This is a genomic window from Stenotrophomonas sp. PE591 (assembly GCF_018320795.1).
GTDB classification, from domain to species: Bacteria; Pseudomonadota; Gammaproteobacteria; order Xanthomonadales; family Xanthomonadaceae; genus Stenotrophomonas; species Stenotrophomonas maltophilia.
Genome location: NZ_JAAOKO010000002.1, coordinates 620,112 through 636,615, shown reverse-complemented (window position 1 = coordinate 636,615; position 16,504 = coordinate 620,112). Strand labels below are relative to the sequence as shown.

The following is a 16,504-nucleotide window of genomic DNA, read 5'->3' as shown; positions in this document are numbered from 1 at the left end:
GCGTGAACCCGGCCTACCTCCCCGTTGCCCTCGATGCACGCGATGAGCGTGTGTTCGACGCCGTACGCGAACTGCTGGCCCAGCAGGGCATGCAGATGAGCATGGAGGCGGTGGCCCAGCACGCCGGCTGCTCCAAGCAGACCCTGTACTCGCGCTACGGCAGCAAGCAGGAACTGCTGCGCCGGGTGATGCAGCGCCACGTCGGCCACGCTACCGGCGCCATGGTTCGTGCACTCCGCACTGACGACCTGCGTGCCAGCCTGCTCCAGTTCGCCACCGACTTCCTGGAGCACTTCAACCAACCGCACGTGGGCCAGGCCTGCCGGCTGATCGCCGCCGACGCGGCCCAGTTTCCCGAAGAGGCGCGTACGCTGTACCGGCACGGAGCCGGCGCACTGACGCTTCATCTTGCTGAATGGATTGAAACCGTTTGCATGCGTGGCCAGCTCCGGCATGACGACCCGCACTTCATGGCCGAACTGCTGCTGAGCATGATTGCCGGTCAGGATTTCGACAAACAGCGTTTCCATACCCCCCATCGTGATGACGCGCGGCTGCGTCGGCGCTGGGCAGAGTTCTCCGTCGACAGCTTCCTGCGCGCCTTCGCGCCTCAGCCGTCGCCGGCCCCGTCTTCAAACCAACCCCGGAGTTCCTCCTGATGACCGCCCCACTCCGCACCCTTGCCTTGACGTGCGCCGTTGCTGTCGCGCTGGCTGCCTGCAAGAAGCCGGAACAGCAGACGCCCCCGCCGCCGGAGGTGGGCGTGATCGACGCCAAGCCGCAGACCCTGCCGCTGCAGCGCGAGCTGGTCGGTCGCCTGTCGCCGTTCCGCAGCGCCGACGTGCGTGCGCGCGTGCCGGGCGTGCTGCTCAAGCGCGTCTACCAGGAAGGCTCGCAGGTCAAGCAGGGCCAGACCCTGTTCCTGATCGACCCAGCGCCGCTGCGTGCCTCGCTCAACGCCTCCGAAGCACAGCTGGCCTCGGCCCGCGCGACCTACGCCAACGCCAAGGTGGCCGCCGACCGTGCACGTTCGCTGGCGCCGCAGCAGTTCGTCTCCAAGTCCGACCTGGACAACGCTGAATCGGCCGAGCGTACCGCGCTGGCGGCGGTCAAGCAGGCCGAAGCAGCGGTGACTTCCTCGCGCATCAGCCTGGGCTACACCGAAGTAACCGCACCGATCAGCGGCGTGGCCAACAAGCAGCAGGTCACCGAAGGCGCGCTGGTCGGCCAGGGCGATGTGACCCTGCTGACCACCGTCGACCAGCTCGACCCGCTGTACGTGAACTTCTCGCTGAGCGTGGACGAGCTGACCCAGCTGCGCGCGCAACAGGCCAAGGGCGCGCTGGCGCTGTCGGGCGACGGCAAGGCCACGGTGAACGTCAAGCTGGCCGATGGCAGCACCTACAGCGAGCCGGGCACCCTGGACTTCTCCTCGACCACGGTCGACCCGGCCACCGGTGCGGTGTCGTTGCGCGCGTTGCTGCCGAACCCGCAGCAGATCCTGCTGCCGGGCGCCTTCGTCAGCTTCCAGGCCAACCTGGGCGAACGCAACAATGCCTTCCTGGTACCGCAGCAGGCCCTGCTGCGCGACACCACCGGCGGCTACGTGATGGTGGTCGGCGCCGACGGCAAGGTCGCGCGCAAGAACGTGAAGACCGATGGCGCGCAGAACGGCAACTGGCTGGTCAGCGACGGCCTGGCCGCCGGCGACAAGGTGATCGTGGCCGGCGTGCAGAAGGTCAAGGAAGGTGCACCGGCGGTGGCCAAGCCGTGGACCCCGGGGCAGGACGCCAACGGCAAGCCGGCCGCGGGCGGCGCCGCTCCGGCGGGCACCGCACCGGCTGCTGGCAAGGCACCGGCCGACGCGGCCAAGCCCGAGCAGGCCGATGCGGCCAAGCCGGCCGCCACCGATTTGAACAAGCAGTAACGGGAACCTTCCGTCATGCCTAAATTTTTCATCGAACATCCAGTCTTCGCCTGGGTGGTGGCGATCCTGATCTCGCTCAGCGGCGTGATCGCGATCCTCAACCTGGGCGTGGAGTCCTATCCCAACATCGCCCCACCGCAGGTCACCGTCTCGGCCACCTACCCGGGCGCCAGTGCCGACACCACGGAAAAATCGGTCACCCAGGTGATCGAGCAGCAGCTGACCGGTATCGATCACCTGCTGTACTTCAGCTCTTCCTCGTCGTCCAACGGCCGTGCGCAGATCACCCTGACCTTCGAGACGGGTACCGATCCGGACATCGCCCAGGTGCAGGTGCAGAACAAGGTCTCGCTGGCCACGCCACGACTGCCTTCGGAAGTGACCCAGCAGGGCGTGGTGGTGGCCAAGGCCAACGCCGGCTTCCTGATGGTGGTGGCGCTGCAGTCCGATACCCCGACCATCAACCGTGATGCGCTGAACGACATCGTTGGTTCGCGCGTGCTCGACCAGGTCTCGCGTATCCCCGGCGTCGGCAGCACCCAGCAGTTCGGTTCCGAGTACGCCATGAACATCTGGCTGAACCCGGAAAAGATGCAGGGTTATGGCCTGTCGGCCAGCCAGGTGCTGGCTGCGGTGCGCGCGCAGAACGTGCAGTTCGCCGCCGGTGCGCTTGGCTCGGATCCGTCGCCGGAAGGCCAGCACTTCACCGCCACGGTCTCGGCCGAAGGCCGCTTCAGTTCGCCGCAGGAGTTCGAGAACATCATCCTGCGCGCCAACGCTGACGGCTCGCGGGTGCTGTTGAAGGACATCGCCCGCGTTGCCTTCGGTGCCAACAACTACGGTTTCGACACCCAGTACAACGGCAAGCCGACCGGTGCCTTCGCCATCCAGCTGCTGCCGGGCGCCAACGCCCTGAACGTGGCCGAGGCGGTGCGCGCCAAGATGGACGAGCTGCAGCCCAGCTTCCCGGCCGGCGTGACCTGGTTCTCGCCGTACGACAGCACCACCTTCGTCAAGATCTCGATCCAGGAAGTGGTCAAGACGCTGTTTGAAGCAGTGTTCCTGGTGTTCCTGGTGATGCTGATCTTCCTGCAGAACTTCCGCGCCACGCTGATCCCGACCCTGGTCATCCCGGTGGCGCTGCTCGGTACCTTCCTGGGCATGTGGATGATCGGCTTCACGATCAACCAGCTGACCCTGTTCGCGATGGTGCTGGCGATCGGCATCGTGGTCGATGACGCGATCGTGGTGATCGAGAACGTCGAACGCATCATGACCGAGGAAGGCCTGGCGCCGAAGCCGGCCACGCAGAAGGCGATGACCCAGATCACCGGCGCGGTGGTGGCGATCACCGTCGTGCTGGCTGCGGTGTTCATCCCGTCCGCCCTGCAGGGCGGCGCCGCCGGTGAGATCTACAAGCAGTTCGCCCTGACCATCGCCATTTCGATGGCGTTCTCGGCGTTCCTGGCGCTGGGCTTCACCCCGGCGCTGTGCGCGACCTTCCTGAAGCCGACGCACAACGACAATCCGAACATCGTCTACCGCACCTTCAACAAGTACTACGACAAGATCAGCCACACCTATGTCGGCCACATCACCTCGGCGGTGCGCCATGCGCCGCGCTGGATGATCCTGTTCGTGGTGCTCACCGCACTGTGCGGCTTCCTGTTCACCCGCATGCCGGGCAGCTTCCTGCCGGAAGAAGACCAGGGCTATGCGCTGGCGATCGTGCAGCTGCCGCCGGGCTCGACCAAGGGCCAGACCAACGAAGTGTTCGCACAGATGCGTGGCATCCTGGAAAAGCAGGATGGCTATGAAGGCATGCTGCAGGTGGCCGGCTTCAGCTTCGTCGGCTCCGGCGAGAACGTGGGCATGGGCTTCATCCGCCTGAAGCCGTGGGAAGAACGCAAGTTCACCGCACCCGAGTTCATCCAGAACATGAACGGCGCGTTCTACGGCATCAAGGAAGCGCAGATCTTCGTGGTCAACCTGCCCACCGTGCAGGGCCTTGGCCAGTTCGGCGGCTTCGACATGTGGCTGCAGGACCGCAGTGGTGCCGGTTACGAGCAGCTGACGCAGGCCCGCAACATCCTGCTCGGCCAGGCCGCGCAGAAGCCGGACCACCTGGTCGGCGTGCGCCCGAACGGCCTGGAAAACGCGCCGCAGCTGCAGCTGCATGTGGACCGCGTGCAGGCGCAATCGATGGGCATGTCGGTGTCGGACGTGTACAGCACCATCCAGCTGATGCTGGCCCCGGTGTACGTCAACGACTTCTTCTACGAAGGCCGCATCAAGCGCGTGACCATGCAGGCCGATGGTCCGTACCGCACCGGCCAGGAGTCGCTGAAGAGCTTCTACAGCCCCTCCAGCCTGACCAAGAACGCCGATGGCACCAATTCGATGATCCCGCTGAACACGGTGGTCAAGTCCGAATGGGTGTCGGCACCGCCGTCGCTGAGCCGCTACAACGGCTACTCGGCGATCAACATCGTCGGCTCGCAGGCCCCGGGTACCAGCTCGGGCGAGGCGATGCAGACCATGGAGAGCATCGTCAACGACGATCTGCCGGCCGGCTTCGGCTACGACTGGTCGGGCATGTCCTACCAGGAAATCCTGGCTGGCAACGCGGCGACGCTGCTGCTGGTGCTGTCGATCGTAGTGGTGTTCCTGTGCCTGGCCGCGCTGTATGAGAGCTGGTCGATCCCGGTGGCGGTGCTGCTGGTGGTGCCGCTGGGTGTGCTCGGTGCCCTCGGCCTGTCGATGCTGCGCGGCCTGCCAAACGATCTGTTCTTCAAGATCGGCCTGATCACCGTGATCGGCCTTGCGGCGAAGAACGCGATCCTGATCGTGGAGTTCGCGGTGGAGCAGCGCGCCGCCGGCAAGAACCTGCGCGATGCCACCATCGAAGCGGCCCGCCTGCGTTTCCGCCCGATCCTGATGACCTCGTTCGCGTTCATCATGGGCGTGATCCCGATGGCGATCTCCACCGGCGCGGGCGCCAACTCCCGCCACGCCATCGGTACCGGCGTGATCGGCGGCATGCTGTTCGCCACCCTGCTCGGCCTGTTGATGATCCCGGTGTTCTTCGTGGTCGTGCGCCGCATGCTGGGCGACAAGCTGGATGAACCGTCCAAGGAGTTCATGGAACGCCAGCGCGACGCGGATGCAGCACACCGTCCGGATCGTTGATCCAGCGGTGAACTGAAAGGAGAAAGGCCCCGGAGCGATCCGGGGCCTTTTTTGTTGCCGCTTCTGGATCCATGCCGCCCCAGGTTGGCATCTACCGGAGCGACGCATACCCGGTAGTCGCCAACCTTGGTGGGCGCTGTCCGGGCAGCGTCTCAGCGCAACACTGCGATCACCACGCATGCCGCCACAATCGCCAGTGCAGGCCATTGCATCGGCAGGAAGAAGAAGTGATGCGGAGCATGCTGCCCAGGTGCACGCGGCTTTCGATTGAGCACGAAACCCAGCACCGTGTTGATTGCCGAGCCAAGGCCGAACGCCAGCAGGACCTGACTGAGTGAAGTATTGCCGCGACCTACCGCTGGATCCGGGAACAGGATGAGGATGAGCAGCACGGCAGCGATCGGTGTGAGCAGGGTCAGCAGCCCTGCGCCTCGATAGATGAGCATGTGGTGGCGTCCATGAATGGTGGAGCATTCTGCGACCAAGGAGCGGGAATGCCAATGGACCGTTGGCATGTCGACTGCCCGGAGACCGGTCGCATACGGCCTGTACTGAAAAGTCCCTTCCACTGCTGCGCCGACAACGAGGCGCTCAAGGCGTCTACCGGTTTCGCATAAGGCTCCCGCTTTGGATTCCTGGGCGCGCAGTAGTGCGGCACGCCCGGATCGTTGCTATCCAGATACCTCCGCGGCAATCGATCCGATGCCGCCCAGGAGACAGTTCATGGAAAGAGCACCACTACGACGCTTCAGCCGCCCCGCCCTTCTGCTTGGTGCGCTCTTCGCGGCCAGCAGCGTCCAGGACGCACATGCGGCAGGCGTTCTCGTCTGCGACAACTGTCGCGATCCACGCGCGCTGGCGCTGTCCTCGGGCACGGGGCCCACCATCGTCGCCGACTTCCAGCAGCGCCGGCTCCATGGTTTCGATGTGGAATACGATCGCGAGCTGCGTCGCTATCGCGCCACCAGGGCGCAGATTCCCGGGCCAATCAACGCATCCTTCAATCGGATCATGGGGATGCTCGACAACAACGTGCCAACCGTACAGTTCGCGCCGCGGCAGTGGGCCGGAAGAGGAGTCCAGTACGAGGTTCATCCTGATGACCCGCAATACGCCAACGGCATAGGCTTCCCGGAAGAGCACAAGAACCTCAACGCCTACGATGTCGTGCAGATGGCAACCGAGCGATTCAGGCTGGAGAGCGCCATGGGCAAGGCATTCACTGGCGCCACGACATCGTCGAGGGCCTGGAACAGCATGGCGATATTCCTGTCCTCGATCGGCCTGAGCTTCGTCAGCAAGGCCCTCGGAATCGACGGTGCAATCTACAGGATCACCTGGCGCGATGGCTCGAAGACTACGCTGGTCATCGTCTCTTCGTCAGTGGACACCGCCAGATACGTGCAAGGCCAGAGCAAGGACGCCAATGGCAACATGATTCCCGACGGCGCGGCAACCAGCCCCGGCCTGGCCCAACACTTCGCCGGCACCTACAACTTCAACAGCCGGGACGATCTGGATCGATGGATCGACTCCGGTCGCCTCTATGGGGTGAACATGTTCCCCGGTGCTCCACCTGAGTCGCTGCAGATCGTCTGTGAATGGAACGGAACGGATATCGTTTGCCGATTGCCACGTTGATCGCACAAGGGAAACGGGGCGGCAATCGCCGCCCCGTCGCGTCCATCAGCGCAACCCGGTCTCGTTGCGCGCGATCACCAGGCGCTGGATCTCCGAGGTGCCCTCGTAGATCTCGGTGATCTTGGCATCACGGAAGTAACGCTCCAGCGGCATCTCCTTCGAGTACCCCATGCCGCCGTGGATCTGCACCGCCTGGTGGGTGATCCACATCGCTGCTTCCGAAGCGGTCAGTTTGGCCACCGCTGCTTCGGTGCTGAAACGCTTGCCCTGGCCCTTCACCCACGCGGCACGCAGGGTCAGCAGCAGCGCTGCGTCCAGCTTGCACTTCATGTCGGCGATCTTGGCCTGGGTCATCTGGAAGGTGCCGATGGCCGCGCCGAAGGCCTTGCGCTCCTTCACGTATTCCAGGGTCGCCTCATAGGCGGCGCGGGCGATCCCGATGGCCTGCGAGGCGATGCCGATGCGGCCAGCATCGAGCACGCTCATGGCGATCTTGAAGCCCTCGCCTTCCTGGCCCAGCACGTCTTCGGCCTGCGCCACGTAATCGTTGAACTCGATCTCGCAGGTGGCCGAAGCGCGGATGCCCAGCTTCGGCTCGGTCTTGCCGCGACCGAAGCCCGCCTTGTCGGTATCGATGAGGAAGGCGGTGATGCCGCGCGCGCCCTTGTCCGGCTCGCTCATCGCGAACAGCACGATGTACCTGGCCACCGGGCCGGAGGTGATCCAGCTCTTCTTGCCGTTGATGACGAAGGTGCCGTCGGCCTGCTTCACCGCGCGGCAGCGCATGGCGGTGGCATCGGAGCCGGACTGCGGCTCGGTCAGCGCGAACGCGCCAATGGCCTCGCCCTCGGCGATGGCACGCACGTAGGTCCGCTTCTGCTGCTCGGTACCGTGGGTGAGGATGCCGTTGCAGAACAGCGAGTTGTTGACCGACATGATGGTCGAATGGGCTGCGTCGGCGGCGGCGACCTCCACCATCGCCAGCACGTACGCAACCGGGTCCATGCCCGCGCCACCGTATTCGGTCGGCACTTCGATGCCCATCAGGCCGTTCTCGCCCAGCAGGCGGATGTTGTCGAGCGGGAACTCGCCGGTACGGTCATGGTGCTCCGCGCTCGGGGCGATCTTCTCCTGCGCGATGCGCCGCGCAACGTCCTGCAGCATCAACTGCTCTTCGGTAAAGCTGAAATCCACAACACCCTCCCGGGTACATGAAGTTATGGGCTACATACGGCGCGCCCAGGTGCCCCGATTGTACCGGGGCCCGGCTGTTCCCGTACGCTGGCGACTTGACCGCGACGGGCCCTTTCAGCGACTATATCTCTATATCGCGATAGGTAGATATTTATGGATCTTGAAGACTGGTCGACCCGCCTGAAGGTGTTCGCCGATGCGACCCGCGTGCGCCTGCTGGCGCTGCTGGAGCAGGAGGAACTGACCGTGGCCGAACTGTCGGCGATCACCCGGCTGGCACAGCCACGCGTGTCCACCCACCTGGCGCGCCTGAAGGAAGCCGGCCTGGTCCGCGACCGCCGTGCCGGCGTATCGGCCTATTACCGCTTCGACGAGGCCCAGCTGGACCCGGCGCAGCGTGCATTGTGGCATGCCTTGAGCAACGGAAGCGATGACCCGCTGCTGCGCCAGGACGCTGAACGCGTCGCTGCCGTGCTGGCCCACCGCGCCTCCGACCAGAACTGGGCCGACAGCGTGGCCGGCGACATGGAACGCCACTACTCCCCGGGGCGCACCTGGGAAGCCCTCGCCCGCACCGCGCTGCCGCTGCTGGAGACCGGCGACGTGCTGGACATCGCCTCCGGTGACGGCGTGCTGGCCGAACTGGTGGCCCCGCATGCCAAGCGCTACATCTGCATCGACACCAGCGCGCGCGTGGTCGCCGCCGCCAGCGAGCGCCTGCGCCGTCTGCCCAACGTGGAAGTGCGCGAGGGCGACATGCATGCGCTGCCCTTCAAGGACAACAGTTTCGATCTGGTAGTGCTGATGCACGCGCTGACCTACGCCAGCAAGCCGGCGCAGGCGGTGACCGAAGGCGCGCGCGTGCTGCGCCCGGGCGGGCGCCTGCTGCTGTGCAGCCTGGCCCGCCACGAACACAAGGCCGCGGTGGAAGCCTACGGCCACGTCAACCTCGGCTTCAGCGACAAGGAGCTGCGCAGGTTCGTCGACAAGGCCGGCCTGCAGGTATCCAGCCTGGAGACGGTCACCCGCGAGAAGCGTCCGCCGCACTTCGAAGTGATTTCGCTGATCGCCCACAAACCCTGAGCCCGAGAACGCCATGCCTGCCCTGCCCTGGTTGCATCCTGAGCGTGCCAACGCCCTGCTCGACGCCCTGCGCGAGCGGATCCTGATCATCGACGGTGCGATGGGCACGATGATCCAGCGCCACGGCCTGCAGGAAGACGATTACCGTGGCGAACGCTTCGCCGGCGGTTACGACCATGCACATGGCCCGGGCTGCGACCACGCGGCACCGGAAGGCCATGACCTGAAGGGCAACAACGATCTGCTGCTGCTGACCCGGCCGCAGATCGTCGCAGACATCCACACCGCCTACCTGGAAGCGGGCGCGGACCTGGTCGAGACCAACACCTTCAATGCAACCTCGGTCAGCCAGGCCGACTACCACCTCGAACACCTGGTGTACGAGTTGAACAAGGCCGGCGCTGCGGCCGCGCGCACCTGTTGTGACGCCGTGGCCGCAACCACCCCGGGGAAGCCGCGCTTCGTGATCGGGGTGATCGGCCCGACCAGCCGCACCGCCTCGATCAGCCCGGACGTGAACGATCCGGGCTTCCGCAACACCAGCTTCGACGAACTGCGCGACACCTACCGCGAAGCCATCGAGGGCCTGATCGACGGCGGCGCCGACACCATCATGGTCGAGACCATCTTCGACACGCTCAACGCCAAGGCCGCGCTGTATGCGCTGGAGGAAGCGTTCGATGCGCGCGGCGCGCGGTTGCCGGTGATGATCTCCGGCACCATCACCGACGCTTCCGGTCGCACCCTGTCCGGGCAGACTGCGGAAGCCTTCCATGCCTCGCTGGCGCATGCACGGCCGCTGTCGATCGGGCTGAACTGCGCGCTGGGCGCCGATGCGATGCGACCGCACGTGGAAACCCTTGCACAGGTCGCCGACTGCTACGTCAGCGCACACCCCAATGCCGGTCTGCCCAATGCCTTCGGCGAGTACGACGAGACGCCGGAGGACATGGCCAACACCCTGCGAGGCTTCGCCGAAGATGGCCTGCTGAACCTGGTCGGCGGCTGCTGCGGCTCCACGCCCGACCATATCCGCGCCATTGCCGCGGCTGTGGCCGGGCTGCCGCCGCGCGCACTGCCCGGCACCCGGGAGCAGGCCGCATGAATGTCGCCGCCACCGTTCCGCACTTCCCGCCCTATTGCTGCTGAGCCGACGCCTGCCATGACGCCTGTCCGCCCTACCCGCCTGTCCGGCCTGGAACCCCTGGTCATCACCCCGGACCTGCTGTTCATCAACGTCGGCGAACGCACCAACGTGACCGGCAGCGCGCAGTTCCGCAAGCTGATCAAGGAAGGCCGCTACGAAGAAGCCGTGGACGTGGCCCGCCAGCAGGTGGCGAGCGGCGCGCAGATCCTCGACGTCAACATGGACGAGGGCCTGATCGATTCGGAAGCGGCGATGACCCGCTACCTCAACCTGATCATGTCCGAGCCGGACATCGCCCGCATCCCGGTGATGGTCGACTCCTCCAAGTGGAGCGTGATCGAGGCCGGCCTGAAGTGCCTGCAGGGCAAGAGCGTGGTCAACTCGATCTCGCTGAAGGAAGGCGAGGCACTGTTCCGCGAGCACGCACGCAAGGTGCTGCGCTACGGTGCTGCCGCGGTGGTGATGGCCTTCGATGAAAGCGGGCAGGCCGATACGTGTGCGCGCAAGGTCGAGATCTGCACCCGCGCCTACCGCATCCTGGTCGACGAGATCGGCTTCCCGCCGCAGGACATCATCTTCGACCCGAACATCTTCGCCGTCGCCACTGGCATCGAAGAACATGACAACTATGCGGTGGACTTCATCGAAGCCACCCGCATCATCAAGCAGACCCTGCCGCACTGCCATGTGTCCGGCGGCGTCTCCAATGTCTCGTTCTCGTTCCGCGGCAACGAAACGGTGCGCCAGGCCATCCATTCGGTGTTCCTGTACCACGCCATCGCCGCCGGCATGGACATGGGCATCGTCAATGCCGGTGCCATGCCGATCTACGATGAGCTGGAGCCGGAGCTGCGTGAGCGCGTGGAGGATGTGATCCTCAACCGCCGCAGCGATGCCACCGAGCGCCTGCTGGAGATCGCCGAGCGCTACAAGGGCAGGAAGGGCGCGGCGAAGACCGAAGACCTGGCCTGGCGCGACAAGCCGGTGGCGCAGCGCCTGGCGCATGCGCTGGTACACGGCCTGGATGCCTTCGTGGAAGAAGACACCGAACGGGCTCGACAGGCCTCCAGCCGCCCGCTGGACGTGATCGAAGGCCCGCTGATGGACGGCATGAACATCGTGGGCGACCTGTTCGGCGCCGGCAAGATGTTCCTGCCGCAGGTGGTGAAATCCGCGCGTGTGATGAAGAAGGCCGTGGCCTACCTGCTGCCGTACATCGAGGCGGAGAAGGCGCGCAGCGGCGACACTGCCAAGAGCAACGGCAAGATCATCATGGCCACGGTGAAGGGTGATGTGCATGACATCGGCAAGAACATCGTCGGCGTGGTCCTGGCCTGCAACAACTTCGAGGTGGTCGACCTTGGCGTGATGGTGCCGGCGCAGAAGATCCTCGATGCCGCGCGCGAGCACAACGCCGACCTGATCGGCCTGTCCGGTCTGATCACTCCCTCGCTGGAGGAGATGAGCCACGTCGCCCGCGAGATGGAGCGCCAGGGTTTCAATCTGCCGCTGCTGATCGGCGGCGCCACCACCTCGCGCGCGCACACCGCGTTGAAGATCGACCCGCACTACAAAGCGCCTACGGTGTGGGTGAAGGACGCCTCGCGCGCGGTCGGCGTGGCCCAGTCGCTGATCTCGCGCGACCTGCGCGAAGCCTTCGTTGCCGCCAACGAGGCCGACTATGCCGAGATCCGGGCACGGCACCGCAATCGTGGCGATGCCAAGCGCCTGGTGTCGCTGGAACATGCACGCGGGCAGAAGTTCCAGGGCGACTGGGGGAACTACACGCCGCCCGCACCGAAGCAGCCAGGCCTGCACGTCTTCGATGACTATCCGCTGGCCGAGCTGGTCGAGTACATCGACTGGACGCCGTTCTTCCAGGCCTGGGAGCTTGCCGGCAAGTTCCCGGCGATCCTCACCGACGAGATCGTCGGCAGCCAGGCCAGCGAGCTGTACCGCGATGCCCGCGCGATGCTCGACCGCATCGTCGGCGAGAAGTGGCTGACCGCCAAGGCCGTGTTCGGCCTGTGGCCGGCCAACAGCGTCGGCGACGACGTGCGCGTGCAGCACCCACAGGGCGAGACCACCCTGCACTTCCTGCGCCAGCAGGTGGACAAGCCGGCCGAGCGCCCGGATTTCTGCCTGGCCGATTTCATCGCCCCGACCGACAGCGGCAGGCAGGACTGGATCGGCGCGTTCGCGGTCACTGCCGGCATCGGCATCGATGCCCACGTGGCGCGCTTCGAAGCCGAGCATGACGACTACAACGCGATCCTGCTGAAGGCCCTGGCCGACCGCTTCGCCGAAGCCCTGGCCGAGCGCCTGCATCAGCGTGTACGCACGGAATTCTGGGGTTATGACCAGGCCGAGACGCTGGACAACGACGCCCTGATCGATGAGCAGTACCGTGGCATCCGCCCCGCTCCCGGCTATCCGGCGTGCCCCGATCACAGCGAGAAGCGGCGCCTGTTCGATCTGCTGCGGGCCGAGGCCAACGCCGGCATGGAACTGACCGAGAGCTTTGCGATGCTTCCGACCGCCGCAGTGTCGGGCTACTACTTCAGTCATCCGCAAAGCCAGTATTTCGTGGTCGGGCGCCTCAGCCGCGAGCAGGTCACCGACTACGCCCGGCGCAAGGGCGTGGAGCGCGCCCAGGCCGAGCGCTGGCTGGCCTCCAACCTCGACTACGATCCCGAATGACACAGAATGGGGACGGAGGGGATCAAGTCGCTTGTGGCACAAATGACTTGATCCCCTCCGTCCCCTTTTTGCTTCATCATTCCGCGATGACCGTTCCCGTTGCCCGTCTTTCCAGCTTCTACCTGTTCTATTACGCGGCGCTGGGCGCGTTCACTCCGTACTGGAGCCTGTTTTTGACCGCGCGCGGGATGAGCGTGACCGCCATCAGCGTGATGATGGGGCTGTGGTATGCCACACGCGTGGTTGCACCCAGTGCCTGGACCTCGCTGGCAGCCACCTCACCGCAGCCGATCCGACTGTTGCGCATCGGCTGCGTGCTGACCCTGATCAGCTTCGCCGCATTCCTGCTGCCTCTGCCGCAGCCATGGATGTATCCGGCGATGATCGTGTTCTGCTTCTTCTACAACGCGGTGATGCCGCAGTTCGAGTCGATCACCCTCACCCATCTCGGCAGCGACAGCCATCGCTACGGCCTGATCCGGGTCTGGGGTTCGCTTGGCTTCATCGCCATCGTCACCCTGTTCGGCTGGCTGATTGAAGGTGATGGCACCGCCGGCCGCGCCGGGCTGCTGCCCTGGATGATGCTGCCGCTGTTCGTCCTGCTGGTCGCCTCGGCCTTCAGCAACCACTACGCACGCGACATCGGCAGGACCGGCGGCGATGCCAGCGGCTTCTGGCAGATCGTGCGCCGCCCGCCGGTGCTGGCGTTCTTCCTGGCCGCTTTCATGGAGCAGCTCTCGTTCGGCCCGTACTACACCTTCTTCTCGGTCTACATGGACCACCACGGCTATCGCACATCCACGCTCGGCCTGCTCTGGACCATCGGCGTGGTGTTCGAAGTGGGCGTGTTCTTCACCATCGGCCGCGTCTTCCGCCGCTATGACGCCAGCTGGATGCTGCTGATCGCACTGGTCAGTTCCTGCCTGCGCTGGGCCGTGACCGCACTGTACCCGGAAAACCTGCCGGTGATGCTGCTGGCGCAGACCGCGCACGCGCTGGGCTTTGCCGCGTTCTTCGCCGCGGCGATGCAGATGCTGGCGATCTACTTCCCGGGTCGCCTCAATGGCCATGGCCAGGGCCTGCTGTACGGTTTCTCGTCCGGTGTCGGCGGCGTGCTGGGCGCGCTCATCGCCGGCCAATTGTGGAAGATCGACGAGGGACGCACGGCCTTCCTCGCAGGTAGCGGATTCGCTCTGGTCGGCGCACTGCTGTGCTTCTTCGCGCTGAGCCTGCCGTTGATCCGTGCACGCCACAGCACTGCGCGCGTCCGGTAACGAAAACGCCGGGCAATGCCCGGCGTTTTCATCGTGCAGCAGGTGCAGTTACCAGACCAGGTCGTCCGGTACCTGGTACTGCGGGTCCGCGTAGGGATCTTCCTCGGCCGGCGCGTTCGGGTCGACCTTCAGTGCCACCGATGCGGCAAACACCGCTTCGGACTGTGCCAGCACTTCGGCGGTCACCAGCAGGTAACGGCCATTGAGCTGGACCACGCCCAGCTCACCGGCATTGAGCGCGGTCAGCTGTTCGGCAGTCACGTAGATGCGCTTGATCTTGCCGCCATACGGGAAGTGGCGAGCGATATCAGCCGCCTCGGAGTTCAGGCCCTTGTCCTTCAGCAATTCTTCCAGCTTGGCCTTCGCCTCGCGGCGCACGCGTGCTTCTTCCTGCTTCAGGCGCTCGGTCTCGATGCGCTCCTCCTTCTCACGCTGCGCACGGATGGCATAGGCTTTGGCCAGATCCATCTCTTCGGCGCTGCGCGGCTTGCGCGGGCCCTGCTGGCCCGGGCCACGCGCCGGGCCACCGGGCCTGCCCGGGCCACCGTGGCCATTCCCGCGACGCTCGCCGGGCTTGTGCTCGCCCTTGCCAGCGCCCTGCGGCTTTCCATTGCCGTTGCCACCCTTGCCCTGCGGGCGGCCATCACGGCGGGGACCATCATTCTTGCGCTCGGGCTTGGGCGCGGGCTTGAAGCCCAGGCCCATCAGCTGGTCGCGGAGGGTATCGCTCATAGGATTCGGATCAGTAGTGCGGCGGCGGTGGTTCGCTCGCCGGATCGGAAGAATTCAGTGCGTTGCGGACCTTGCCCAGGTCCTCCAGCAGCACACGCAGCACGTCGGCGTTGCGCATGCCCTGCATGCGGGCATCGGCCAGCGCATCGCTCAATTCGGCAAGCGCCTGTTCCTGGAAGGACACGCGCATTTCCAGTTCGACCAGGCGCGCTTCCAGCGCCTGCTCGCGTTCGGTCGGCAGCAGGTCAGACATGCAGCGAACGCCCCCGGCCAATGCCGTAGTACGCCAGGCCGGCAGCTTCCACTTCGGCAGGATCGTACAGATTGCGCCCATCGAACACCGCCGCGTCCTTCAGCTGCTCGCGCAGCTTCTGGAAGTCGGGGCTGCGGAACTGCTTCCATTCGGTGACCACCACCAGCGCATCGGCCCCTTCGAGGGCCTCATCAGCACTGCTGCAGAACACCAGGTCATCGCGCTCGCCGAAGATGCGCTGCGATTCATGCATCGCCTCCGGATCATAGGCACGCACCGTGGCACCGCCTTCCCACAGCTGCGCCAGCAGGCGACGGCTGGAGGCTTCACGCATGTCGTCGGTATTCGGCTTGAAGGCCAGGCCCCACACGGCAAAGGTCCTGCCACGCACGCCTTCGTCCTCGCCCTTGTCGTAATGACGCTGGATGAGGGCGAACAGGTGGCCCTTCTGCGCATCGTTGACCGCTTCCACCGCGTTCAGCAGCTTCGGCTCAAGACCATGCTGCTGGGCGGTGCGGGCCAGCGCCTGCACGTCCTTGGGGAAGCAGGAGCCACCGTAGCCGGCGCCCGGATAGATGAAGTGCCAGCCGATGCGCGGGTCCGAGCCGATACCCTGGCGGACCTGCTCGACGTCGGCACCGACGCGCTCGGCGATGTTCGCGATTTCGTTCATGAACGAAATCTTGGTCGCCAGCATCGCGTTCGCCGCGTACTTGGTCAGCTCGGCCGAGCGCACGTCCATTTCCACCACGCGGTCGTGGTTGCGGTTGAACGGCGCATACAGACGACGCATCACCGCGACCGACTCCTCGCTGGTCGCACCAATGATGATGCGGTCCGGGCGCATGCAGTCGGCAACCGCGTCGCCTTCCTTCAGGAATTCCGGGTTGGACACCACGTCAAAGGTGATGTCCGCGCCACGCGCGGCAAGTTCCTCGGCAATGGCCGCACGCACCTTGTCGGCGGTGCCCACCGGCACCGTCGACTTGTTGACCACCACGGTCGGCACGCTCATGTGCCGGCCAATGGTACGGGCCACGGCCAGTACGTACTGCAGGTCAGCGCTGCCATCCTCGTCCGGCGGGGTACCGACGGCGATGAACACCACCTGGCCATGCGCGATCGCGGACGCGGCATCGGTGGTGAATGCCAGCCGCGACGCGGCGTGGTTGGCCTTCACCATCGGCTCCAGGCCGGGCTCATAGATCGGGATGATGCCCTGGTTGAGGCCATCCACCTTGGCCTGGTCGATATCGACGCAGACCACCTGATGACCGACATCGGCCAGGCAGGTACCGGTCACCAGACCTACATAACCGGTACCGAAAATCGCAACGCGCATGTCCGTGCAGGCTCCGTGGTGG

General features: G+C 65.4%; 13 protein-coding genes. 8 read left to right on the top strand and 5 right to left on the bottom strand.

Annotation, left to right across the window (positions count from 1 at the left end; all coding sequences use genetic code 11):
• Window positions 1-2: 2 nt before the first annotated feature.
• Genes JLDANKMP_RS08185 through JLDANKMP_RS08175 form a run of 3 tightly spaced genes read left to right on the top strand, consistent with a single transcriptional unit; the run spans window position 3 to window position 5,116 of the window.
• Window positions 3-659: a TetR/AcrR family transcriptional regulator gene (locus JLDANKMP_RS08185; RefSeq protein WP_005410245.1), complete on the top strand. Its 657-nt coding sequence runs from the start codon at window positions 3-5 to the stop codon at window positions 657-659.
• Complete coding sequence (locus tag JLDANKMP_RS08180) at window positions 659-1,927, top strand: efflux RND transporter periplasmic adaptor subunit (RefSeq protein WP_212560886.1); 1,269 nt, start codon at window positions 659-661, stop codon at window positions 1,925-1,927. The genes JLDANKMP_RS08185 and JLDANKMP_RS08180 overlap by 1 nt, the downstream gene beginning before the upstream one ends.
• Before the next feature lie 15 nt (window positions 1,928-1,942).
• Window positions 1,943-5,116 carry a multidrug efflux RND transporter permease subunit gene (locus JLDANKMP_RS08175; RefSeq protein WP_005413921.1) on the top strand — a complete coding sequence of 1,058 codons (3,174 nt, stop codon included), beginning with the start codon at window positions 1,943-1,945 and terminating at the stop codon, window positions 5,114-5,116.
• A 152-nt stretch (window positions 5,117-5,268) separates the two neighbouring features.
• Here the strand turns inward: JLDANKMP_RS08175 and JLDANKMP_RS08170 are convergent, their stop codons facing one another.
• Window positions 5,269-5,562 carry a hypothetical protein gene (locus tag JLDANKMP_RS08170; protein ID WP_033833585.1) on the bottom strand — a complete coding sequence of 98 codons (294 nt, stop codon included), beginning with the start codon at window positions 5,560-5,562 and terminating at the stop codon, window positions 5,269-5,271.
• A gap of 277 nt (window positions 5,563-5,839) precedes the next feature.
• On the opposite strand from JLDANKMP_RS08170, the gene JLDANKMP_RS08165 reads away from it, so the two are divergent.
• Window positions 5,840-6,757, top strand: a complete 918-nt coding sequence (locus tag JLDANKMP_RS08165; protein WP_099473779.1) for a hypothetical protein — start codon at window positions 5,840-5,842, stop codon at window positions 6,755-6,757.
• A 45-nt stretch (window positions 6,758-6,802) separates the two neighbouring features.
• On the opposite strand, the gene JLDANKMP_RS08160 is transcribed toward JLDANKMP_RS08165, so the two are convergent.
• Window positions 6,803-7,951, bottom strand: a complete 1,149-nt coding sequence (locus JLDANKMP_RS08160; RefSeq protein WP_212560885.1) for an acyl-CoA dehydrogenase family protein — start codon at window positions 7,949-7,951, stop codon at window positions 6,803-6,805.
• A 153-nt stretch (window positions 7,952-8,104) separates the two neighbouring features.
• Between JLDANKMP_RS08160 and JLDANKMP_RS08155 the strand changes: the two genes are divergently transcribed.
• The 4 genes from JLDANKMP_RS08155 (at window position 8,105) to JLDANKMP_RS08140 (ending at window position 14,155) form a co-directional block, all read left to right on the top strand.
• Entirely contained in the window at window positions 8,105-9,034 is a 930-nt protein-coding gene (locus JLDANKMP_RS08155) for a metalloregulator ArsR/SmtB family transcription factor (protein ID WP_005410251.1), read from the top strand.
• A 13-nt stretch (window positions 9,035-9,047) separates the two neighbouring features.
• A complete protein-coding gene (locus JLDANKMP_RS08150) occupies window positions 9,048-10,139 on the top strand; it encodes a homocysteine S-methyltransferase family protein (protein ID WP_212560884.1) in 1,092 nt (363 codons plus the stop codon).
• A 57-nt stretch (window positions 10,140-10,196) separates the two neighbouring features.
• Window positions 10,197-12,881: a methionine synthase gene (metH, locus tag JLDANKMP_RS08145; protein ID WP_212560883.1), complete on the top strand. Its 2,685-nt coding sequence runs from the start codon at window positions 10,197-10,199 to the stop codon at window positions 12,879-12,881.
• Between the two features lie 86 nt (window positions 12,882-12,967).
• Window positions 12,968-14,155, top strand: coding sequence for an MFS transporter (locus JLDANKMP_RS08140; protein WP_212560882.1), 1,188 nt, complete (start codon window positions 12,968-12,970; stop codon window positions 14,153-14,155).
• A 48-nt stretch (window positions 14,156-14,203) separates the two neighbouring features.
• Here the strand turns inward: JLDANKMP_RS08140 and JLDANKMP_RS08135 are convergent, their stop codons facing one another.
• From JLDANKMP_RS08135 to JLDANKMP_RS08125, 3 genes are read right to left on the bottom strand one after another with little or no spacing between them, the layout of a single operon-like run.
• A complete protein-coding gene (locus JLDANKMP_RS08135) occupies window positions 14,204-14,887 on the bottom strand; it encodes a DUF2058 family protein (RefSeq protein WP_212560881.1) in 684 nt (227 codons plus the stop codon).
• A gap of 10 nt (window positions 14,888-14,897) precedes the next feature.
• Window positions 14,898-15,140, bottom strand: a complete 243-nt coding sequence (locus JLDANKMP_RS08130; RefSeq protein WP_005410256.1) for a SlyX family protein — start codon at window positions 15,138-15,140, stop codon at window positions 14,898-14,900.
• On the bottom strand, window positions 15,133-16,482 hold the full coding sequence (locus tag JLDANKMP_RS08125) for a UDP-glucose/GDP-mannose dehydrogenase family protein (RefSeq protein WP_005410257.1): 1,350 nt from the start codon (window positions 16,480-16,482) through the stop codon (window positions 15,133-15,135). Before JLDANKMP_RS08125 ends, JLDANKMP_RS08130 begins: the two co-directional genes overlap by 8 nt.
• Window positions 16,483-16,504 lie beyond the last annotated feature (22 nt).

Bases quoted from the DNA above. Each gene is read 5' to 3' on its own strand.
- JLDANKMP_RS08175 (WP_005413921.1), top strand. From the start codon at position 1,943: ATGCCTAAATTTTTCATCGAACATCCAGTCTTCGCCTGGGTGGTGGCG.
- JLDANKMP_RS08155 (WP_005410251.1), top strand. From the start codon at position 8,105: ATGGATCTTGAAGACTGGTCGACCCGCCTGAAGGTGTTCGCCGATGCG.
- JLDANKMP_RS08180 (WP_212560886.1), top strand. From the start codon at position 659: ATGACCGCCCCACTCCGCACCCTTGCCTTGACGTGCGCCGTTGCTGTC.
- metH (WP_212560883.1), top strand. From the start codon at position 10,197: ATGACGCCTGTCCGCCCTACCCGCCTGTCCGGCCTGGAACCCCTGGTC.
- JLDANKMP_RS08165 (WP_099473779.1), top strand. From the start codon at position 5,840: ATGGAAAGAGCACCACTACGACGCTTCAGCCGCCCCGCCCTTCTGCTT.
- JLDANKMP_RS08140 (WP_212560882.1), top strand. From the start codon at position 12,968: ATGACCGTTCCCGTTGCCCGTCTTTCCAGCTTCTACCTGTTCTATTAC.
- JLDANKMP_RS08125 (WP_005410257.1), bottom strand. From the start codon at position 16,482: ATGCGCGTTGCGATTTTCGGTACCGGTTATGTAGGTCTGGTGACCGGT.
- JLDANKMP_RS08130 (WP_005410256.1), bottom strand. From the start codon at position 15,140: ATGTCTGACCTGCTGCCGACCGAACGCGAGCAGGCGCTGGAAGCGCGC.
- JLDANKMP_RS08135 (WP_212560881.1), bottom strand. From the start codon at position 14,887: ATGAGCGATACCCTCCGCGACCAGCTGATGGGCCTGGGCTTCAAGCCC.
- JLDANKMP_RS08150 (WP_212560884.1), top strand. From the start codon at position 9,048: ATGCCTGCCCTGCCCTGGTTGCATCCTGAGCGTGCCAACGCCCTGCTC.
- JLDANKMP_RS08170 (WP_033833585.1), bottom strand. From the start codon at position 5,562: ATGCTCATCTATCGAGGCGCAGGGCTGCTGACCCTGCTCACACCGATC.